Annotated in this window: 21 protein-coding genes and 1 tRNA gene; 18 read left to right on the top strand and 4 right to left on the bottom strand. The window is 37.0% G+C overall.

Annotation, left to right across the window (positions count from 1 at the left end; all coding sequences use genetic code 11):
• Positions 1–10: 10 nt before the first annotated feature.
• A complete protein-coding gene (locus ACQQ2I_RS11410; RefSeq protein ID WP_431026919.1) occupies positions 11–976 on the bottom strand; it encodes a leucine-rich repeat domain-containing protein in 966 nt (321 codons plus the stop codon).
• Between the two features lie 13 nt (positions 977–989).
• Positions 990–1,487, bottom strand: coding sequence for a hypothetical protein (locus tag ACQQ2I_RS11405; protein WP_431026918.1), 498 nt, complete (start codon positions 1,485–1,487; stop codon positions 990–992).
• A gap of 444 nt (positions 1,488–1,931) precedes the next feature.
• On the opposite strand from ACQQ2I_RS11405, the gene ACQQ2I_RS11400 reads away from it, so the two are divergent.
• The 9 genes from ACQQ2I_RS11400 to ACQQ2I_RS11360 all read left to right on the top strand — a co-directional run bounded on the left by ACQQ2I_RS11400 (position 1,932) and on the right by ACQQ2I_RS11360 (position 9,075).
• Positions 1,932–2,261, top strand: a complete 330-nt coding sequence (locus ACQQ2I_RS11400) for a redox protein (protein ID WP_431026917.1) — start codon at positions 1,932–1,934, stop codon at positions 2,259–2,261.
• Between the two features lie 98 nt (positions 2,262–2,359).
• A complete protein-coding gene (locus ACQQ2I_RS11395) occupies positions 2,360–2,713 on the top strand; it encodes a DUF5412 family protein (protein ID WP_431026916.1) in 354 nt (117 codons plus the stop codon).
• A 112-nt stretch (positions 2,714–2,825) separates the two neighbouring features.
• The gene (locus ACQQ2I_RS11390) at positions 2,826–3,650 is read left to right on the top strand and encodes an EcsC family protein (protein ID WP_431026915.1); all 825 of its coding nucleotides are present in this window, start codon (positions 2,826–2,828) and stop codon (positions 3,648–3,650) included.
• 869 nt (positions 3,651–4,519) lie between these two features.
• Positions 4,520–5,095, top strand: a complete 576-nt coding sequence (locus tag ACQQ2I_RS11385; RefSeq protein WP_431026914.1) for a hypothetical protein — start codon at positions 4,520–4,522, stop codon at positions 5,093–5,095.
• A 126-nt stretch (positions 5,096–5,221) separates the two neighbouring features.
• The gene (locus tag ACQQ2I_RS11380) at positions 5,222–5,662 is read left to right on the top strand and encodes a PH domain-containing protein (RefSeq protein WP_431026913.1); all 441 of its coding nucleotides are present in this window, start codon (positions 5,222–5,224) and stop codon (positions 5,660–5,662) included.
• Between the two features lie 876 nt (positions 5,663–6,538).
• Positions 6,539–7,036: an RNA polymerase sigma factor gene (locus ACQQ2I_RS11375; RefSeq protein ID WP_431026912.1), complete on the top strand. Its 498-nt coding sequence runs from the start codon at positions 6,539–6,541 to the stop codon at positions 7,034–7,036.
• Positions 7,036–7,908: an RsiV family protein gene (locus ACQQ2I_RS11370; RefSeq protein ID WP_431026911.1), complete on the top strand. Its 873-nt coding sequence runs from the start codon at positions 7,036–7,038 to the stop codon at positions 7,906–7,908. The genes ACQQ2I_RS11375 and ACQQ2I_RS11370 overlap by 1 nt, the downstream gene beginning before the upstream one ends.
• A 323-nt stretch (positions 7,909–8,231) precedes the next feature.
• Positions 8,232–8,801, top strand: a complete 570-nt coding sequence (locus tag ACQQ2I_RS11365; RefSeq protein ID WP_431026910.1) for a GNAT family N-acetyltransferase — start codon at positions 8,232–8,234, stop codon at positions 8,799–8,801.
• Between the two features lie 201 nt (positions 8,802–9,002).
• Positions 9,003–9,075, top strand: a tRNA-Val gene (locus ACQQ2I_RS11360).
• A 499-nt stretch (positions 9,076–9,574) separates the two neighbouring features.
• Here ACQQ2I_RS11360 and ACQQ2I_RS11355 read toward each other — a convergent pair.
• Entirely contained in the window at positions 9,575–10,177 is a 603-nt protein-coding gene (locus ACQQ2I_RS11355; RefSeq protein WP_431026909.1) for a TetR/AcrR family transcriptional regulator, read from the bottom strand.
• A gap of 98 nt (positions 10,178–10,275) precedes the next feature.
• Here ACQQ2I_RS11355 and ACQQ2I_RS11350 point away from each other — a divergent pair, with 98 nt between their 5' ends.
• Genes ACQQ2I_RS11350 through ACQQ2I_RS11325 form a run of 6 tightly spaced genes read left to right on the top strand, consistent with a single transcriptional unit; the run spans position 10,276 to position 15,833 of the window.
• The gene (locus ACQQ2I_RS11350; RefSeq protein ID WP_431026908.1) at positions 10,276–10,962 is read left to right on the top strand and encodes a CoA transferase subunit A; all 687 of its coding nucleotides are present in this window, start codon (positions 10,276–10,278) and stop codon (positions 10,960–10,962) included.
• Positions 10,946–11,590, top strand: coding sequence for a 3-oxoacid CoA-transferase subunit B (locus tag ACQQ2I_RS11345; protein ID WP_431026907.1), 645 nt, complete (start codon positions 10,946–10,948; stop codon positions 11,588–11,590). The genes ACQQ2I_RS11350 and ACQQ2I_RS11345 overlap by 17 nt, the downstream gene beginning before the upstream one ends.
• A gap of 17 nt (positions 11,591–11,607) precedes the next feature.
• Entirely contained in the window at positions 11,608–12,918 is a 1,311-nt protein-coding gene (locus ACQQ2I_RS11340; protein ID WP_431026906.1) for a GntP family permease, read from the top strand.
• 19 nt (positions 12,919–12,937) lie between these two features.
• The gene (locus ACQQ2I_RS11335) at positions 12,938–13,894 is read left to right on the top strand and encodes a 3-hydroxyacyl-CoA dehydrogenase family protein (protein ID WP_431026905.1); all 957 of its coding nucleotides are present in this window, start codon (positions 12,938–12,940) and stop codon (positions 13,892–13,894) included.
• Positions 13,887–14,633 carry a 3-hydroxybutyrate dehydrogenase gene (locus ACQQ2I_RS11330; RefSeq protein ID WP_431026904.1) on the top strand — a complete coding sequence of 249 codons (747 nt, stop codon included), beginning with the start codon at positions 13,887–13,889 and terminating at the stop codon, positions 14,631–14,633. Before ACQQ2I_RS11335 ends, ACQQ2I_RS11330 begins: the two co-directional genes overlap by 8 nt.
• A gap of 18 nt (positions 14,634–14,651) precedes the next feature.
• A complete protein-coding gene (locus ACQQ2I_RS11325) occupies positions 14,652–15,833 on the top strand; it encodes a thiolase family protein (protein WP_431026903.1) in 1,182 nt (393 codons plus the stop codon).
• A 195-nt stretch (positions 15,834–16,028) separates the two neighbouring features.
• Here ACQQ2I_RS11325 and ACQQ2I_RS11320 read toward each other — a convergent pair whose 3' ends face one another.
• Positions 16,029–16,325, bottom strand: a complete 297-nt coding sequence (locus ACQQ2I_RS11320) for a hypothetical protein (RefSeq protein WP_431026902.1) — start codon at positions 16,323–16,325, stop codon at positions 16,029–16,031.
• A gap of 237 nt (positions 16,326–16,562) precedes the next feature.
• Here ACQQ2I_RS11320 and ACQQ2I_RS11315 point away from each other — a divergent pair, with 237 nt between their 5' ends.
• From ACQQ2I_RS11315 to ACQQ2I_RS11305, 3 genes are all read left to right on the top strand, one after another.
• Positions 16,563–17,339 (top strand): polysaccharide deacetylase family protein, encoded by a 777-nt coding sequence (locus tag ACQQ2I_RS11315; protein ID WP_431026901.1) that lies wholly within the window; start codon positions 16,563–16,565, stop codon positions 17,337–17,339.
• A 246-nt stretch (positions 17,340–17,585) separates the two neighbouring features.
• Complete coding sequence (locus ACQQ2I_RS11310; RefSeq protein WP_431026900.1) at positions 17,586–17,963, top strand: hotdog domain-containing protein; 378 nt, start codon at positions 17,586–17,588, stop codon at positions 17,961–17,963.
• Positions 17,964–18,038: 75 nt separating this feature from the next.
• Entirely contained in the window at positions 18,039–19,022 is a 984-nt protein-coding gene (locus ACQQ2I_RS11305) for an MBL fold metallo-hydrolase (protein WP_431026899.1), read from the top strand.
• Positions 19,023–19,029: the final 7 nt, after the last annotated feature.

The following is a 19,029-nucleotide window of genomic DNA, read 5'->3' as shown; positions in this document are numbered from 1 at the left end:
TATAGGTAGGCTATTGTGCTTGCATAAAGGATTCTGAAATAATAAGCCCTTGCCTATTTTCAAGTAGTGTCCAATCTGTCACTTGTTCCTTCGAAAGGTAGAGAAATTTCAACTGCTTTAATGCGACAAGTGGTTGGATAGAGGTGACGTTTGTTTCCCGAATATCTAAGTTCATCAGGCGTGTTAAATGTGCTACGGGTGATAAATCTGATATGTTTGTATGGGCAATTTGTAGTACTTCAAGCTGAGGCAAGTTTTGTACGAAATCAATGGAATCGATTGGATTGCCGCTTAAAGATAGATTCGTTAATTTACTTAAATTTTCGAATGATGTTGTATGGATATTTTGGATCGAGTTGTTCGCTGCAATGAAAATCGTTAAGCTTTCAAGGTGTTGGATAGGTTGAATCGAAGTAACGGCATTGTTTGTAATGTCTAAATGTTTTAAGGAAGAAAGTTGTTGTAACGGTGCTAAGTCTTGCACTTCATTATCAATAATGGCAAGGGATTCTACATTTTGTAAAGCACTTAGATTGTTGATTTTTTCTAAGTTATTATTGATTAATGTTAGTCCTTTTAAGTGTGTCAAGGATGAAAAATCCAAATGATACAGTGGACTATCTGTAATAGTTAAGTGCTGAAGTGTCGTTAATGAATGAATACTGGATAGATTTTTTATTGGCACAGAGATGACAAGGCTTTTTAAATTTGTCATTGCTTGTAAGGCGACATGCAATGTTGGATCGTCCTCACGAATCGTAAATTCAGTCATTCGTTCGAAATCATCATCCGAAAGGTCTTCGATCCGAAGTCCCATTTGTTCGCAAATTGTTTGTTTTAGCTTTTCAGAAATGTCCACAGTTAGTGGAGTCGTTGTGCTAACGGGAGCTGTTAAGTTAGGGGCGTCATTTACAGCTTGTTCTTCACAGCCAACTAGTGGTAATAAAGCGAGCAACAGAAATCCGAATTTTTTCATTGGCATATCCCCCTTAATTTGTGACGAGTGATTTAAATAAATAGTTGCCATATTGGGATTTGCCTTCTACAAATTCAAAAACATAAGAAGCATTGTATACACCTAAAAAGACTAACACCGTATTTTCTTCAAATTGATGCCCTCGATATTCAACATGATCGTAGTCAAAAGTATGACTAAAAGGATGTTCATATCCGTTTTCCCCGTAATCGCTAAAGAAAAAAACATTATTTTCTGCATCAATTTGAACAGATGGGTCGCTAATGGCTTGAAGGTAGTCAATATCTTGATGTAACATCGCGCTAATGATGCGAAACGATAAGTTTAATGTTTCGCTTAAACGTTCTTGGACATCGTTGTCTAAGCTGTCAGAAGTAGATGTTTCAAAGGCAGGAGAAGCTTCTTGAATAGGACGAGGCTGCGATTCACTCGATGAGCTAAAACGTCCAACAAATACACCAACGGCAAAACACAACAATAATATGCCCACAAAGCTACTCTTTCTTACCATCCAATAAATCCTCCTCTACGATACATTTTCCACTATGATATTTAGTATAAATTAACTGATGTGTTGATTATACAAATATGGTAGGTAATTAGCGTGATTTTTTATTTGAATGGTTGATAAAAAGCGCTTGCTCGTTGATTGGAGCGGAGGCGACTCGACTCCTGCAGGAACAGCACGAGCTGAAAATCCATTGATTTCGGCAATAGCCGAAATCAATTAGTTGAAGCCGTGCCTGCGGAAAGCGAGTCAGCCGTAGCGGAAATCAACGTATTCTAATGCTCTATTTAACAATAAAAGGTAAAATAACACGCATGATAAATTAATATACTAATTAAACAACTGATGAAAGAACTATTGTTTACTTATGGCATTTGTATGGGAGTGTACATATCCTACTATTTTGCGTTAAAATGGAAGTATAGGTTAGATGGAGGCAGTGTAAAAGTGGAAGCAAAAAAGATCGAAATAGCATGTCAATCATGTGGGCATCAAGTTGAAATTGATTTTAATCAGGCGCAATTCTCATCGCAAATTGCCATCATCAACGGCAAAAAGAAGGAAAGTCGAACATTTTTTCAGCCGTGTCCACATTGCGGACAATTAAATACTGTTACAAGTGAAAATAAGGAAGAATGGGGCAAGCGAAAAGGGCCGAATGTGAAGGCGTTTATGTTTTCAGGAGTTTTATCGTGCTTTGGGATTATTGTTCTATCCATTCTTTTAGCATACTTTGCATTTAAAGGGCTAGGAATAGTTTTTGATTGGATTTTTTAATGAAGTCTTAACTTAGAAAAAAGTTAAGGCTTTTTTCATTTGCATCTAAATGGAACTTACATGATTTGTAAAACGTTTATCATGTGAAAGGGGTGGTCATGGTGAAGCGTTTGTTTTTATTATGGGCAATGATTTTCGCACTTTTACTAGGAGGCGTTATTAATTATGTGTTTTTTGATTGGAGCCGCTTTAAAGACGAGCTTATTGAAACGGCTACGTCACCTGATGGTACATACACGGTAACGGTTTATCGCTCGAATGCCCATGCGACGACACCTATTATGCTGCTAGGCGAATTACAATTCAACGATTCCATTAGACGTTCAAAGAAAATTTATTGGGCAAAAGGGGAATCCGTAAAGATCGAATGGTTAGAGGAGAATATTGTAAAAATTAACGGAACCGTTCTTCAAGTACCGAAAGAGCGCTATGATTTTCGTACAGACCTCTAAATAATGGCATTTCTACTTTAGAGAACAAGTTTTTATTTTGGCTTTGTGTTTTGAAACTTTTGGTTAAGTTATACGTAATAGAAAAAAGAGTGGGAATCATAAGGAGACAAGCATGGAGACAAAAGAGCAATTAACAGTTCATTTACAAATGATTGAGGAATGGGAAAAAGATCAAAAAGGGCTATGGTTTTGGGAAAAGCTTGGTCGTCTGCCGTTTAAAATTTTAGATAAGCTGACGCCTACTTTTATTCAAGAAAAAATAGCTGTGTTAGTATCGGAATTAGGTAGCTACATTCAAACAGGTGGACGTTATTTAATTAGTGAGGAATCGGTATTAAAGAAGATTCGTTCTGTTACATGGCAGCCCATTGAAACGATTCAAGATGTAGGGAACATCCCGTTAGATGAAATGATTACATTAAGTGAAGAGCTACAAAAAAGTCGTGTGAAACTGGCTACTGTACAAGGCGCTTCCACAGGCTTTGGCGGTCTCTTTACGCTAGCAATTGATATTCCAGTGATTTTAGGCATGGCCTTAAAAACGCTTCAGGAAATTGCAATGATTCATGGGTACGATCCAAATGACAAACAGGAACGTATTTTTATCGTGAAATGTTTACAGTTTGCGTCTGCTGATATTGTCGGGAAAGAAGCCGTTTTAACAGAACTGGCTGCCATGCACGAAGACAAAAAGGCAACTGACAGCATGATTTCACAATTGCAAGGATGGCAGGAAGTATTTTTCACGTATCGTGATTCATTTGGCTGGAAAAAACTATTCCAAATGGTACCGATAGCAGGGATGATTTTTGGTGCGTATGCGAATAAAACAATGATCAATGATATAGCAGAAGCGGGCATCATGCTTTACCGAAAAAGAAGAATTTATGAAAAATTACATGACATAAATCAAAGACCAACATCCACAACAGAATAAATGATTCACGTAAATGAGCCAACCATGTTAGAGGTTGGCTTATTTTAATTGTTTTTTGAAATAATAATATGGAATGTTCATGAGGCATTTTTAACATGTACAAGCTCTTATTTTAAGCAATGTTCTCGTACATTGAAGTTACATAATTCCGGTATTATTGCCCAATTTCATATACGGAAATAAAAAAATATAAGCCGATATAGCATAGGTATCTCAGTTCCATTACCAAATACCCCATATACTATATTACACCCTTTATATAACTGGTTTATTGTGTCGTGGAATACAGTAAGATGCTTTACGGAAGTAGTAATCAATTAGTTTTATATAAGTTGAATTTATGATTCACAGAAGCTAGAAACGTTTGTGTTTGCGGATGAAACGCCGTATGAGCGCGGAGAACGAGCTATACGGAGAGGCTTATACGGAATGTGCGGCTAGCGCAATTGCTTTTGTGCAAAATTAATTCACAGCCTAAGGTTTTTATATGCTATTAACATATGTTGTTACCATTCATATGAGTATATTCACATGATATGGAAGGGAGTTAGTCAAAAGGGGCATTTTGAAAAGATATATGCCCATTCCAATAAATATAGCGGAGAGGTTATAAAAATAGATAGTAAACAGTTTTTATGCTTATTTAGAAAGAGTGAGTCATTTCTATATAAACTTTCATACAAATAGAGTAATGTTCAAGAAATTAAGTGTGATTACCTCCTAAAAAGCATCCCTTTATTTTGATAAGTGGGTGGATAAGGCAATGCATGCTTATGAAATAGTAAGGTTCGGTGTGTTTAATAATCTATAAACAGAAGAAAGGATGCACATAGTGTTTTAAAGTACTGTGAAGTGAGGGAGTGATGAAAATGTTTTTCGTGTTTATGAAAGATCAGGAAATAAAAATCCGTAATATGGGGCGTATGGATGCCTACTTTGTGACCGTACAAATGGGTGAAATACAATTTATGCTTCGAGAGTTGGGGTCTAAATATTCCGTCAGTTTTTCTGTTCCAGACGATGTGCAGCGGGCAGAGGTGCTAGCTGTTACGGAGAAAAACATAATTACTCAGGAGTTTGAGCGGGAGCTATCGGGGAAATTTACGGAGCGTATTAAGCAGCTCATTCCGAAAGAAACGATTATACACATATTATTTCACGATTTCTATTCATTGGATGTACCGAAAGACCATCCGTTATTTTCTAAGCATGAGTTAATTGAACCATTTGTTGAGTTAATGTTTCTTGAAAGTGAAACAGTGTATCAAGAAAAAGGTGAAGAAATGAGGGAGTATGAGAACTATTTATACGAATTGCACGGCATTCAATTGAAGAAACTAAAAGGGATGGATATTTTGCTCGCTAAATGTCTAACAGCCATGACCTATTTACATTTAACAAAGGAAGAAATGGCAAAGCATTTTTTAAAAATATTACGTATTTAATCATTAACCGGTATGTGATGAACATATCGGTTTTTCGCTCTGCGAGTAACGGGAAAGCATGTATTCTAGTATAACAATGAAACCCTTCACATAGCTATCCGTATATATGATTAAGAGGTGGTCAAGATGATCTTTTTGCCGAAGTATGATCGTTCTTTTAAACATTTTATGATGACTGTAATCCTATTTTGTGCTGCTTGTTTTTTCTTACCGTTTCTCATTTCGTCGTTTGATATTATGTTGTTATGGATAATGGTTGGGCTATATGTCGTTGTTGTCGGTATCTTTTTGTGGACGATGTTAACCATCCGCTATACGTTTCGCTCTGCGTATTTACAGGTGACGGGTGGACCGTTTCATATAAAAATTCCGTATAAGCAAATGACTCACATTACACGTACTGCCGATATGCGATCAGGTTTGCATCTGATGACATCAAAGGATGGGCTGGCGATTTACTATCAATCAGCGAGACAGAATGAGTTTAAAATTTCACCAGCTAAGCAACAGGCTTTTTTAGAAGAATTACTAAAACGCGCTCCGCAAATACAATTATATATAACTTGATTGATAGAGTTGATAATAGATGCTATTATCAGCTCTATTTTTGATTATTACTTAGAATGAGCAAATTCTGAAACATATATTACCATTGTGTTAACCGTTGATTTCCGCTCCATTCGGCTCGCTTTCCACGGGCATGGCTTCAGCCTCCTCGTCGCTCGTACCTCGGTGCTCCTGTCGCTGCGCTTTCGTCGCAAATAAATTTCCTGCGGGGTTTTCGGGCCAACACGATGTTGGTCACGAAGGCGTTGTCACAGGACGTGACGGTTTTAGCCTTCGTTCCTTTATTGCTTTTCCCGTAGGAGTCTCGCCAATTCCGCTTCAATCAACTGGCAAGTCATTTTTGATCACGTTTTGCTAAAAAACACGCTTCTATAAAGGAAATATTTTGTTAATCAACACACTTGGCTAAAAATAAAGAAAAATTCGCATTCATGACGGTAGAGGCTGGGTAATTACACTTGCAAATAGAAAGAAAATGATTTCTTTTAGATAAGAGAAATATTTTTCTAACACATCGAGAAGCATTGACTTTTGCCGTAGCGCGCCATAGCCACAGGAGCCAAGATTTTCTTTGCGACGAAAGCGCAAGCGTCAGGAGCAGGAACAGGAGATCCAAACAGGCCACGCCTGTTTTAGCTCCTGTGTAGGCTGTGGCAAAGCGCGGAGGCTACGATATCACTTTAGCTTAATATCTTTTATTACCCTAATGGAATTTTTAGGATGTATTTTTTCTCATTACCAGTTACTAAATGTGTTTGATACAATGATTGCGCTAACACAAAATAAAAATATATTTTTATTTCAACTTTTTCTAGCCCCTTATCCGTCTAGTTTATGTATACAATGAAAAATGCTGAAAAAAGGAGCCTTTAGGAGATGGAGCATCAACATGTTGAGCAAGCATTCGTGACATTTATCCGCGCAAACAAAGAACGATTTTATTTACTTGCTTATAGCTACACGAAAAACGAGCAAGATGCACTAGACATAGTGCAAGATAGTATTCAAAAAGCGTTGCAATCGCTACATACTTTACAAAATGAACAACAACTAAAAAGTTGGTTTTATAAAATTGTCGTGAGAACCGCCATTGATTTTTTACGAAAAAACAAACGGATGCAAGTGATGGATGACGAGCAATTAGCCTTTTTTTCACCGCATCAAATGGACACATATGAAAATACAGACCTAGATGATGCGCTAGACACCTTACCACCTGCTTATCGTGAAGTCGTAATTTTACGCTATTTTGAGGATTTAAAAATCGAGGATGTGGCGCACATATTAGATACGAATGTCAATACGATTAAATCCAGAATCTACAAAGCATTAAAGTTACTTAAAATCCAATTAACGAAAGAGGAGATGTTCTGATGGACAAGTTAAAGAAATTAGAGGAAAAATATCGCAATGTACCGATTCCGGAAAGTTTAGATGCTGTTGTCGAAGCGAGCTTAAAAAATGGGCGTAAAAAACGAGCGCCTAAATGGTTGTTAGGTGCAGCAGCCGCGGCCGCTTTATTTACAGCTAGTGTGAATATGAGTCCGACAATGGCGCGGGCATTAGTGGATGTTCCAGTGCTTGGTAGTGTTGTGGAAGTTTTAACTTTTGTTCATTACGAGACGGAAGAGGACACATATTCAGCAAATATTGATGTGCCGAAAATTACTGGTAGCTCGGATGCGATTAATGCCTTAAATGAAAAATACGCAGCAGAAGGCAAAGCTCTATACGAGCAGTTCCAACAGGATATGAAAGGCATGGAGCAAGCAAATGGGGGACACTTAGGTGTAGACAGTGGCTACGTTGTGGCAACTGATACAGATCAACTGTTATCGATTGGTCGTTATGTAGTCGAAACAGTCGGTTCCTCTTCAACAATCATGCACTACGATACAATCGATAAACAAAAAGAAATCGTGTTGACATTACCGAGTTTATTTAAAGATGATCAATATATTTCTGTAATTAGCGAGTATGTTATAGCACAAATGCGTGAGGAGATGCTGGCATCGAATCAAGAAAAAGTTTATTGGGTAAAAGGCGGAGGCATTCCTGACGAAGAGGTATTTTATGCCTTTACTACGATTAAACCAGATCAAAACTTCTATATTACAGCGGACAACAAGCTTGTCGTTGTGTTTGATAAATATGAAGTGGCGCCTGGCTATATGGGGATTATCGAATTCGAAATTCCTACAGAGCTATTAGCGGATATACTGATGAGCGAAGAATATATTAAATAACCCACCAGCTACCAACTGATTTTGAATAGGAAGAGGAAATGTGTTCTGAAAGCGAGCACATTTCTTTTTATTTTTTTGCATGATCATTTCCTGCGTAAAAATACGGATGAAACGCATAAAATCATTGATGAAAGCGTATTTACATGTAATAGCTATTAGGAGGCATGGTTTTTGTACATGTAGATGACAAAATAATATCTTTCTGATAGTATTACGTTCTAATATCCAATAAATATCACTGTTTTTCGCCTAATCAGCAAACAAGATAAATGCAATAGCGTTTCAGAAAAATAGAGAGAAAAAAGTTGATGGGAGATGAAGAGATGGTACAAATACAATTAGTAAATCATCATTTAAAATTTGCAGAAAGCATGTCTAACCTATCGTCCGATGAAAAGATCAAAGCGGCGCTAGGCTTAACAGATGAGCAATGCTCTTTAGAAGGAACAAAATCATTTATTCAATTTATTGTTGTGCAAGAAAAAATCGGCAAGCAGCTATCAAGGGTGATTTTAAACGAGGCGAAGGAATTGATTGGTGTCATTACGTTAAAATCGATTGATGTAGAGAAGAAAACTGCGCATATTGGCACGTGGATTGGCTCTGCCTATTGGGGAAAGGGCTATAACGAGTTAGCGAAAGAGGCTATTTTAAAAGAAGCCTTTTTACATTTGAATTTAGATTATGTGTTTGCCGGTGCAACGATTCATAATATCCGCTCACAAAAGGCACAAGAAAAGCTATCCTATATGAAGCTACATGTAGACGAGCAATTTCCTTTAGAGCTTCAAAAGATTGAACACGAGACACAGTGTAAATGTATACTGAATGTCATAGAGAAAGGTGATTTTCTTAGCTATTTAGAGAGTAAAAATGACGTTTCCGATGAATGATATGGCTGAAATAGTGAAAGATGACATTGACCAATTCGGGGTGTTTTCATTATAGAAAAGGGCATGAGCTTAAACTCATGTCTTATGTTTTTAAATTTAAAGTCGTTAAAAGATGAAGAGGAGCGAATTTTATTTTCGAAATATGATTTTTCTACTTTTAATTAGTAGCGGTTTATGTTAGTATTTATTTACAAATAATCCGGTCTTGTAGCTCAGCTGGGAGAGCACCACCTCGACAAGGTGGGGGTCGCAGGTTCGAACCCTGTCGAGACCATATCGCCGAAACCCTTTCGTATCAAGGGGTTTCGGCTTTTTTTGTTTTCTTTAAAACGTGGGATTTTAACCTTTGAGTGACGAACGTGCGACGAATTTTAAAAAACTCGTTTTTTGCCTTAAAATAACTTATTACTCATAATGAGCAAATTTACTCACTATAATTACAATAAATGATATTTCTATCATCCCTATTTTCTCTTCAGTATGAAGCTCTTAGTTGAGCGATTTCATCGTAAAGAGAACGAATCTTATCGTTGGCTCCTGTTATTTGTTCTTGGTTGGCGCGTTCCATTTGTTAAGAATGGAAAAGTTTTGTGAAAATCCCCAGCTTTTTTTGTGGAGAACTGTTCTAATGCTTCTGTACGTAATGTAGAGATAACTTCATTTTCGATTTGCCGTTCACGGATTTTTATATATTTTGCATGAAGTAATTAGGAGTTACTTTTATTTCGAATTTAGGAGATAACTTAATATTAGAATCTGCTATAAAAATCCATTTATAAACACAGGCTCATGATAAGTTGCTTAATAAGTGGTTTCCCTAAATCCTCCAATTTAGAGTCATCTAATTGTAAACCCCAAAAATAAATAGCTCCCATAAAACTTTGTACAATTACTTGGAAAAAAGCTTTTGTAGAGTCAATGTTTTGAATAGAGCTATCTTTCTTTCCTTCTTCAATAATTTGCCGAAGAATTACATACAACTTACGATTCTCGTTTGTAAAAAAAGTGTGCTCATTACTAATAATTGCCGCGGAGTAGATGACACGCATCAAATCTTTCCCTAGTTCTTTTTCAATACAACGAAATACAGCAAGACAAAAGGCTTCCAAGCGTTCTATTGCTAAAGAATGTTGTTGCTTTAATTCCTCGTAAATATGCACATAATGTTCATCCATCTCCATAAAGCGCATCATGAAAATACTTGATTTAGAAGGAAAGTGTTGATAAAAAGACCCTTTAGATGTTTTACTCTCCTTGACAATTCGATCTACAGAAACATTATCGTATCCGAGGTTTTTAAATAAATCGAGTGCTACGTTCATAATATGCAGTTGGGTTTGAACCCCTTTTTCTGTTTTATTCTCTAAATTAGCCATATTTTCTCCTTTATTCAAAAATTTCTTAAAAGTGTTTGACTTTAATGTTAACGTCATTATATCATTAGACTACAGTCTAGTCTATGGGGGTGTTAGAAATGGAAAAATTAAGAAGTGCTGAGGAGCTAGAATCATTATTTAAGGATAATATGCGTTTATTAGTGGGGGGATTTGGTATTTCAGGAACGCCGTTAACATTGTTAGATGCTGTAGCAAAGTTTGAGGCAGGAAATTACGAGATTGTTAGTAATAACCTAGGTGATGACGGCAAAGGGCTTCATAAGGTGTTCGAGGTAGGGAAAATCACTAAAGCAATTGGTTCTTTTTTTACGATTAACAAAGAAGCTGTTACGGCTTGGTCAATGGGAAAATTGGAGATTAATTTAATGCCACAAGGAACTTTAGCAGAGGCAATTCGTTGTGGGGGTGCTGGAATAGGCGGTTTTTATACACCAACAGCTGTTGGGACAAGACTAGCTGAAGGTAAGGAAATTCGCGAAATTGATGGGGTTCGCTATTTATTTGAGAAGGCTATTAAAGGAGATATAGCTCTTATTAAAGCATCAAAAGCAGATAAAGCAGGCAATTTAGTATATCACACAACTGCTAGGAATTTTAATCCAATAATGGCTACTGCTGCAGAGGTAGTCATTGCTGAAGTAGATGAGATTGTTGAAATTGGGGAGCTAAGTCCTGAAGAAATTGTGACACCACATATCTTTGTAGATTTTGTAGTTGAAAGTAAGTACATCAAAAAGGGGGGTACTTATGTTGAAGTTAAATAGTCGAGAAATAATCGCAAAGCGTATTGCACATGAGCTAAAAGATGGGGACGTAGTGAATCTTGGGGTAGGAATTCCAACACTTGTTTCTAAATATATAGGAGATAAAAAAGTATATTTACAAACTGAAAATGGACTACTAGGTATGGGACCACCACCAAATAAGGATGAAATAGATATAGATTTAATTGATGCAGGGAAAGATCCCGTAACAATTACACAAGAAGCGTCATTTTTTGATAGTGCTTTTTCATTTGCAATGATTAGAGGAAAACACATCGACGTAGCTGTTTTAGGGACACTTGAGGTTGACCGCTACGGTGAGATTGCAAACTGGTCTGTACCGAATCAACCAATTTTAGGCGTTGGAGGCGCAATGGATTTAGTTGCTGGAGCAAAGAAAGTAATTGTAGCTAGTACTCTCTTTACAAAAGATGGATCTCCTAAGTTAGTAGAATCGTTAACGCTTGATTCAAGTGGTGAACGACGTGTAAATCAATTTGTAACGGAGTATGCAAATTTTATTTTCCAAGATGGTGAGATTTTCATAGATGATATTTATGGTGGTTTGACATTTGAAGAATTAGAAAGGCGAATTGGTTTACCGTTGAGACAAAAAATAAATAACTAATGAGAGGGGGAAAGTGAATGTGGAGTTTAATTACGATTGTAATTTCATTAATTCTTTTAATCGTACTAGCCTTAAGAGGATTTAGTATTATCATCATCGCTCCTGTTGTGAGTTTATTTGTAATGGTAACGAATGGATTTTCGATTTTAGAGACGTTCCAAGATACGTACATGATAGGATTTATAGGATATGTTCAGAAATATTTCCTAATTTTCTTATTTGCAGCTATGTTTGGAAAGCTAATGGATGATAGTGGTGCAGCTCGCCAAATTGCTAATCTTTTACTTCGAATTATCGGAAAAGATAGTAAATACAAAGTGTTAGTAGCAATTATGGTCATTTGTGCATTTTTAACGTATGGTGGTGTCAGTTTATTCGTAGTAATTTTCGCAGTACTACCAATCGCAAAACCATTATTCAAAGAGCTAGATATTCCATGGCATCTATTCATGGCACCGTTCTTTACAGGGATTGGGACATTCACGATGACAATGTTGCCAGGAACACCTTCTGTACAGAACATTATCCCGACAAAGTACCTTGGGACAACAGTTACAGCAGCACCTTTACTAGGAATTATCGCAACAGTATTCATCATTGCGATTAACTTATGGTATATGAAGTTTGCATTAAAACGTTCAGAACAACGCAAAGAAACTTATGCAAATATGACAAACCCAGATAAAGATGGTCAAGAAGGAATTAAAGATATTTATGAGGGCCGTACATTACCGAATGTTGCTGTCAGTTTAATTCCTCCAATTGCTTTACTAGTCACACTGAATATTTTCAAAGTTGATATCATTTACACACTAATGGGTGCTGTAGTATTAGCGACTCTATTATTCTGGAATTATATTGAAATAAAGAAAAATACACTCAATGAAGGTGCAGTATCTGCTGTACTCCCAATTATTAATACGAGTGCGGACGTTGGTTATGGTTCTGTGATTGCTATTACAACAGGTTTCAGTATTTTTAATGAAGCTATGACGCAAATTCCAGGTAGTCCAATAATTTCACTTTTCTTTGCAACAACGGCGCTTGCAGGAATCACAGGGTCGTCGAGTGGTGGTCTAGGGATTGCGATGGAAGCGCTATCATCTACTTATCTGAATCTAGGATTAAATCCAGATGCTATGCATAGGGTAATGGCCGTTGCCTCGGGGGGACTTGATTCACTACCGCATAATGGTGCCGTAATTACGGTATTAGTTGCTTCAAAGTTAACGCATAAAGATGCGTACAAACATATCTTCGCTGTTTCGGTTATTGCACCATTAATTGCAAGTATTCCAATGTTGATTGCAGCAGTTTTATTATACTAATTCTTAAGGAGGAAGGAAGATGATTCAAAAAGTTGGAGTTATTGGAGCGGGAACAATGGGATTTGGGATAGCGTTTCAATTTATCACGAATGGAATGCCTGTTGTTTTACAAGATGTTAAGGAGGAATCTTTACAATTAGCAAGTGAAAAGTTAAAAACCTACCTAAAAGTTTTTCGTGAGGAAGGGACATTGTTTAGCGATTCAGATGAAACAATTACAAATCGGTTAACTTTCACTACAAAAATTGAAGGTATTGCTAGTTGTGATTTGGTTATTGAATCTGCAACAGAAAATCTTGAACTCAAACAGAAAATTTTCAAGCAACTGGATGAAATTTGTCCGGAACATGTAATTTTAACATCGAATACGTCAAGTTTAAAACTTTCAGAAATTATTCGTAATGTAGAAAAACATAAGGATAAAGTAATGTTAACACATTTTTTTAATCCAGCGCATATTGTGCCACTTGTAGAGCTTCTAAAAGGTCCAGATACGAAGCAAGAGACGTACGATGAAGTTAATACATTTATGAAAAAAATGGGTAAAGTTACAATTGAAGTTCGACAAGAGGTGCCGGGTCTTGTAGCCAACCGTATCCAAGTAGCATTAGCGCGTGAAGCATTGTCATTATTAGAAGATGGCGTTGTCTCTGAGCAAGATTTAGAAAGTGCTATCTTCGCAGGTCCTGGATTTCGCTTTGCGTCAAGTGGTTTACTGAAAATTATTGATTTTGGTGGGTTAGATATTTGGGACATTGTATTAGGACAATTACAACCAGTCATTGAATCCGATGTGCGTTCATTTAGCGTAATTAAAGATAAAATCGATCAAGGTAATGTAGGTGTTAAATCTTCGAAAGGTTTCTTTGAATATCCAGGGAAAGGCTTAGATGAATATGTAATTGAGCGTGATCGCTCGTTAATTCAACAACTAAAAACATTCCATAAAATACAAAGGGAGATTGAGCATGCGTAATATTTTAGTGACAGGTGCAGGCGGCGGTTTAGGGGCAGCGATGGTGAATAAGTTTGTTGAGGAAGGGGATTATGTATTCGCTGCAGATTTAAAGTTAGAAGCAGCACAGGCAGTGGCTGATTTATATCCAGGAAAGGTCGAGGCACTTGAGTTAGATGTTTCAAATGCAGCTTCTGTCCAACATGTAATTGATACCATTTGCAGAAATCATGAACTGCATGTTCTTGTGAATAATGCTGGTATACAATATCGTGCTAAAATTGAAGATTTTCCAGAAGATAAGTGGGACTTGCTTCAAAATGTCATGTTGAAAGGACCATTCTTAATGACTAAGTATGTATTCCCTTATATGAAAAAGCAGCAACACGGGCGTATCGTTAATATTTCATCGGTTCATGGTGAAATGGCAACACCTGAAAAAGTAGCATATGTGGCAGCGAAGCACGGTGTCATTGGTTTGACACGTGTAGCAGCACTTGAAGGTGCAATGCATGGAATTACTGTGAATGCTGTTTTACCTGGCCCAGTGAAAACACCATTACTTATAAAACAATTAAAAGATCTTGAAGAAAGTAGAGGTATGTCGGAAATTGAGGCATTAAATGAAATTGTATATCCAAAGCAAGCGATGCAACGTTTCATTACAGCTGAAGAAATTGCAGATAGTGTATTTTTCATTTCTTCCAAGCAGGCAACTGGGATAACGGGTGAAGCATTGAATGTTTCAGGTGGTATGTAAAAAAAAGGGGGATTGACCATGTCGGTATATATTGTAAACGGTAGTAGAACAGCATTTGGTAGTTTTGGAGGTGCATTTGCTAACATAACAGATATTGATCTTGGGGTTGCCGTTGTAAAGGAAGCCTTGCAACGTTCAGGGGTGGAAGCAACACAGATTGATGAGATTGTATTCGGTAATATTATTCACACAACGAGTTCCTCAGCATATTTAGCTCGGCATATTGGATTAAAAAGTGGGTTGCTGGAGGAAAGTACAGCACTGACAGTTAACCGTTTATGTGGTTCGGGCTTACAGGCCATTATCTCTGCGGCACAGGAAATTGAGCTTGGGAATGCTCAAGCATCAGTTGCTGGTGGGACAGAAAACATGAGCCAAGCACCTCAAGTATTACGTGGTACACGCTTTGGTTCGCCCAATAAAGCACCAATCGTTGAAGATATGTTATGGGCAACTTTATACGATGAGGTTGCAGGCTGCGGTATGGGGATGACAGCTGAAAACTTAGCAGAAAAATACGGGATTTCACGTGAAGAACAGGATGAATTCTCCTATAATTCGCACCAGCGTGCAGCTGAGGCTAGGCGTTCGGGTCGTTTGGCGGAAGAAATTGTACCTATATCGGTGAAAACACGTAAAGGTACAGTTGAAGTAACTTTAGATGAGCACATTCGCGAAGAAATTTCAATGGAAACCTTAGCAAAACTAAAGCCAGCATTTAAAGAAGGTGGAACTGTATCGGCAGGAAATGCGAGTGGGATTAATGATGGAGCCGCAGCGGTTGTACTTGTATCAGAAGATTTTTTAAAGGAACATCGGTTAAATCCATTAGCCAAGATTGTTACTTCAGCAACGGTAGGTGTAAACCCAGCTATGATGGGGATTGGTCCGGCTCCGGCAATTCGTAAAGTATTGAAAAAAGCTAATTTAACATTAGATGATATTGGTTTATATGAACTTAACGAAGCATTCGCAGCACAGTCTTTAGCAGTGTTAAGAGAATTAGGTATTAATCAAGAAAAAGTAAATGTCAATGGAGGGGCCGTGGCACTTGGACATCCAGTTGGTGCAAGCGGTGCACGTATTACTTATTCACTTGCATTGGAGATGCAAAAACGAGGTATCAAATACGGTATAGCGAGCTTATGTATCGGTGGTGGACAAGGAATCGCTATTTTATTGGAGAACCCAACATTGTAGTACCGTTAGGGAAATACGGATTTAAAATTGTTAGAGCCCTCAATTATAAAAAGACATTATTATATATAACATGAGGGCTCTAAAAGTTGAAATATGGGTTTTTGAATGAATGAAAGAACGTTAATATATCCATTTCTTAAATTTTTACGTTCAAGAATAAAATAAAATGGAAATTATAAGTTGAAAATGTGACAGTTAAGATTTTGTTTTTTCTATTTTCCTTTGTTTATAAGCAATGAAAGTAGTCTTGAGGGAGGCATAACTTCCAATAGCTGCGTATCCATAAAACCACCCCATAAATATGCCAGCGAGTAAATGATGTCGATGGCTAATAAAAATGGAAATGATTAAACCAACGACTAATGCGATTGTGGGAACCCAAACAGGTTTGATATGAAAGAATTTCTTTAAAATTTGCGTAATAATCATAATAACAGGGACAGCGATTACAGCATCCCAAAAATTTGTATGTATTGTTGGAAAGTAATCCATAAGTACACCCCATTTGAAATAGTTATTATTTATCTTTTGCCTTTGTAAGTTTTTTATACTGTTTACATTCGACAAGGAAAAGCAAATGAAGTACATCCATAAGTATTACATAAGCATTTTGATATAGTAAACGGATAGCATTCATTTTTTATACAGATAATCAAAAAAAAATAAAAGCATTTTTTTTATGAATCCACAAATAATAATGTGTAAACAGATTATTTGGTAGGATGTGAAATGGTGAGGAAATATTATGTTCTTTTATTATCAATGTTAGGCTTTTTTATAGCCTCGATATTTTTAATAAATGAAAATTCGTATGCAGATAAAGGTAGAAGATACTATGAGGAAACTGGCAAAGTATTATGGGAAATAAAAACGGATGAAAAAGTAATTGCTTTAACTTTTGATGATGGACCGCATAAAAAATATACACCTGAGATTTTAGAGGTGTTAGCACAATATGATGCAAAAGCAACGTTTTTCATTGTAGGTGAGTATGCAGAAAAAAATCCGAGTCTTACTTTGCGTGTACACGAAGAAGGGCATGAATTAGCCATTCACACCTATACCCATCCATTAAAAACGAACGTTTCGAATTTAATAAAGGAAATAAAAGAAACACATGCGACCATCTTTGGCATAAGTGGCTATTCACCAGTTTTATTTAGGCCTGTAGAAGGACAATATACGGATGCTATGGTAGAAGCAATTGCAAAAGAAGGGTATAAAGTAGTCATGTGGTCATGGCATCTAGATACATTTGATTGGAAAAGACCTGGGAAGAAAAAAATTGTAGATACGGTATTGAAAGGTGCGAAGCCAGGAAGTGTTGTTTTATTACATGACGGCGGTGGAAACCGAGAGCAAACGGTTCAGGCATTAGAGGAAATCTTACCTGAACTTCAAAAGCAAGGCTATAAATTCGTCACGATTTCGGAATTACTGAAAATACAAAATGCTACTACTCAAAATAACAATAGCTCAACATATGTCGAGCCATCTCAGAACTAAATAACAATGTACTTGCACTAGGGTATAATAGGGGAAAGTGAATAGATACATTATGTTATGATGGGGTATCACAACACAAATAATTTTGTTAATTGGAACAACCGCGGACACAGAGTATAGAGGCAATAGCTGTCTCTAGCTTTGTGTCCCTTTTATTAGGTAGTTTCTAGTTAAATACCAATCTCTATTGATTTAATAATCTGATTATTGTTAATATTGAAATATGAAACTGGAGGGGGAACTAATATGGCATTAAAAGTAGGAGAAATCATTACGTTTGAACGGACTTTTACAGTAAGGGATGTTGAATTATTTACAGAAGTTTCTGCTGATGAAGGGATTCATCATGTAACCCCAGATGAACAAGGAAGGCTAGTCATTCAAGGGTTGTTAACGGCAACGTTACCAACAAAAGTAGGTGGAGATCATAACGTACTCGCACGTACGATGAATTTTGAGTTTTTAAGGCCTGTGTTTACAGGGGATACAATCATTTGTGAAGTGAAAATTGAAAAATACGAAAGGCAAGAGAAGGATAGAATAGCTATACATACTTCTTTTTTATGTAAAAATCAGCATGGAAAAGAAGTGTTAAAGGGGAATTTTTCAGGTGTAATTCTTTGAGTATTTCTACAAGCTTGACTGATTGAACGCTCAGTCATTGTTATTTAGTCCATTGCATGTAAGGGGGATTTGTTTATGGAAAAGTCTAATATTATTTTCTTTGAAAGAAAATTTCCGAGTGCCAATATGGTCTTGATTCAGGATCAACGTCCGATTCTGATTGATACTGGTTTTGGAAGTGATGCAAAAAAGACCGAGCAATTAATAAAAGACGCAGGTGTTTCACTCGAAGCATTACACCTGATTGTGAACACGCATTATCATAGTGACCATGTAGGCGGCAATTTTCATCTGCAACAAAATTACGGTGTACCAATTGCTGCACATAAATGGGATGCCCATTTAATCAATACGGGTGATGCTGAAGCCTGTAGTGCAGAATGGTTAGACCAGCCTGTAGAACCTTACCGAGTTGATACAAAGCTTGCACATAACGATGAGATTAATAGTGGGAATAGTACGTTGAAAGTGTTGCATACACCGGGGCATACGTTAGGTCATATTTCTTTATATGAGCCTGAAAAAGAACTATTAATTTGCGGGGATCTTTTTCACAACAATGATATTGGCTGGTTAAATATTTTTAGAGAAGGTGTGAATGCCATTCAACGCTCGATAGAAAGTTTAGATGATTTATCCACCCTTCGAATTCAGAAAGCTTATCCAGGGCATGGACCACAAATAGAAAATCCGTTAGCAGCCATTGATGCGGCAAGGAAGAGACTAGAAAAGTGGAGCACCATGCCAGAAAAAATTGCATGGCATGCTTGCAAAAGGATTTTTGCCTTCACATTAATCATGAAAAATGGGTTGGTAAGACAAGAAATCGATCGGTACTTACTCAAGTGTGGTTGGTTCCAAGATTTTGCACGTTCTGCTTTTCAAATGCAGCCTGAAGATTTCGTGCACATTCTACTCGATGAAATGGTTCGTTCTGGAGCAGCAAGCTGGCACAATGATCATTTAATCGCAACTGCGCCATCCAATGCACCACAAAAGAGCTGGACGGAGAAGAGCATAAAGCCAAGAGACTGGAACACATATGAATTGCTCACATAATTCAAAG

Origin of the sequence: Lysinibacillus sp. LZ02 (assembly GCF_050613145.1) — a bacterium.
GTDB lineage: Bacteria > Bacillota > Bacilli > Bacillales_A > Planococcaceae > Lysinibacillus_B.
This window is presented reverse-complemented; position numbering and strand designations above follow the sequence as displayed.

Bases quoted from the DNA above. Each gene is read 5' to 3' on its own strand.
- ACQQ2I_RS11410 (WP_431026919.1), bottom strand. From the start codon at position 976: ATGAAAAAATTCGGATTTCTGTTGCTCGCTTTATTACCACTAGTTGGC.
- ACQQ2I_RS11405 (WP_431026918.1), bottom strand. From the start codon at position 1,487: ATGGTAAGAAAGAGTAGCTTTGTGGGCATATTATTGTTGTGTTTTGCC.
- ACQQ2I_RS11395 (WP_431026916.1), top strand. From the start codon at position 2,360: ATGGTGAAGCGTTTGTTTTTATTATGGGCAATGATTTTCGCACTTTTA.
- ACQQ2I_RS11390 (WP_431026915.1), top strand. From the start codon at position 2,826: ATGGAGACAAAAGAGCAATTAACAGTTCATTTACAAATGATTGAGGAA.
- ACQQ2I_RS11385 (WP_431026914.1), top strand. From the start codon at position 4,520: ATGTTTTTCGTGTTTATGAAAGATCAGGAAATAAAAATCCGTAATATG.
- ACQQ2I_RS11380 (WP_431026913.1), top strand. From the start codon at position 5,222: ATGATCTTTTTGCCGAAGTATGATCGTTCTTTTAAACATTTTATGATG.
- ACQQ2I_RS11375 (WP_431026912.1), top strand. From the start codon at position 6,539: ATGGAGCATCAACATGTTGAGCAAGCATTCGTGACATTTATCCGCGCA.
- ACQQ2I_RS11370 (WP_431026911.1), top strand. From the start codon at position 7,036: ATGGACAAGTTAAAGAAATTAGAGGAAAAATATCGCAATGTACCGATT.
- ACQQ2I_RS11365 (WP_431026910.1), top strand. From the start codon at position 8,232: ATGGTACAAATACAATTAGTAAATCATCATTTAAAATTTGCAGAAAGC.
- ACQQ2I_RS11355 (WP_431026909.1), bottom strand. From the start codon at position 10,177: ATGGCTAATTTAGAGAATAAAACAGAAAAAGGGGTTCAAACCCAACTG.
- ACQQ2I_RS11350 (WP_431026908.1), top strand. From the start codon at position 10,276: ATGGAAAAATTAAGAAGTGCTGAGGAGCTAGAATCATTATTTAAGGAT.
- ACQQ2I_RS11345 (WP_431026907.1), top strand. From the start codon at position 10,946: ATGTTGAAGTTAAATAGTCGAGAAATAATCGCAAAGCGTATTGCACAT.
- ACQQ2I_RS11340 (WP_431026906.1), top strand. From the start codon at position 11,608: ATGTGGAGTTTAATTACGATTGTAATTTCATTAATTCTTTTAATCGTA.
- ACQQ2I_RS11335 (WP_431026905.1), top strand. From the start codon at position 12,938: ATGATTCAAAAAGTTGGAGTTATTGGAGCGGGAACAATGGGATTTGGG.
- ACQQ2I_RS11330 (WP_431026904.1), top strand. From the start codon at position 13,887: ATGCGTAATATTTTAGTGACAGGTGCAGGCGGCGGTTTAGGGGCAGCG.
- ACQQ2I_RS11325 (WP_431026903.1), top strand. From the start codon at position 14,652: ATGTCGGTATATATTGTAAACGGTAGTAGAACAGCATTTGGTAGTTTT.
- ACQQ2I_RS11320 (WP_431026902.1), bottom strand. From the start codon at position 16,325: ATGGATTACTTTCCAACAATACATACAAATTTTTGGGATGCTGTAATC.
- ACQQ2I_RS11315 (WP_431026901.1), top strand. From the start codon at position 16,563: ATGGTGAGGAAATATTATGTTCTTTTATTATCAATGTTAGGCTTTTTT.
- ACQQ2I_RS11310 (WP_431026900.1), top strand. From the start codon at position 17,586: ATGGCATTAAAAGTAGGAGAAATCATTACGTTTGAACGGACTTTTACA.
- ACQQ2I_RS11305 (WP_431026899.1), top strand. From the start codon at position 18,039: ATGGAAAAGTCTAATATTATTTTCTTTGAAAGAAAATTTCCGAGTGCC.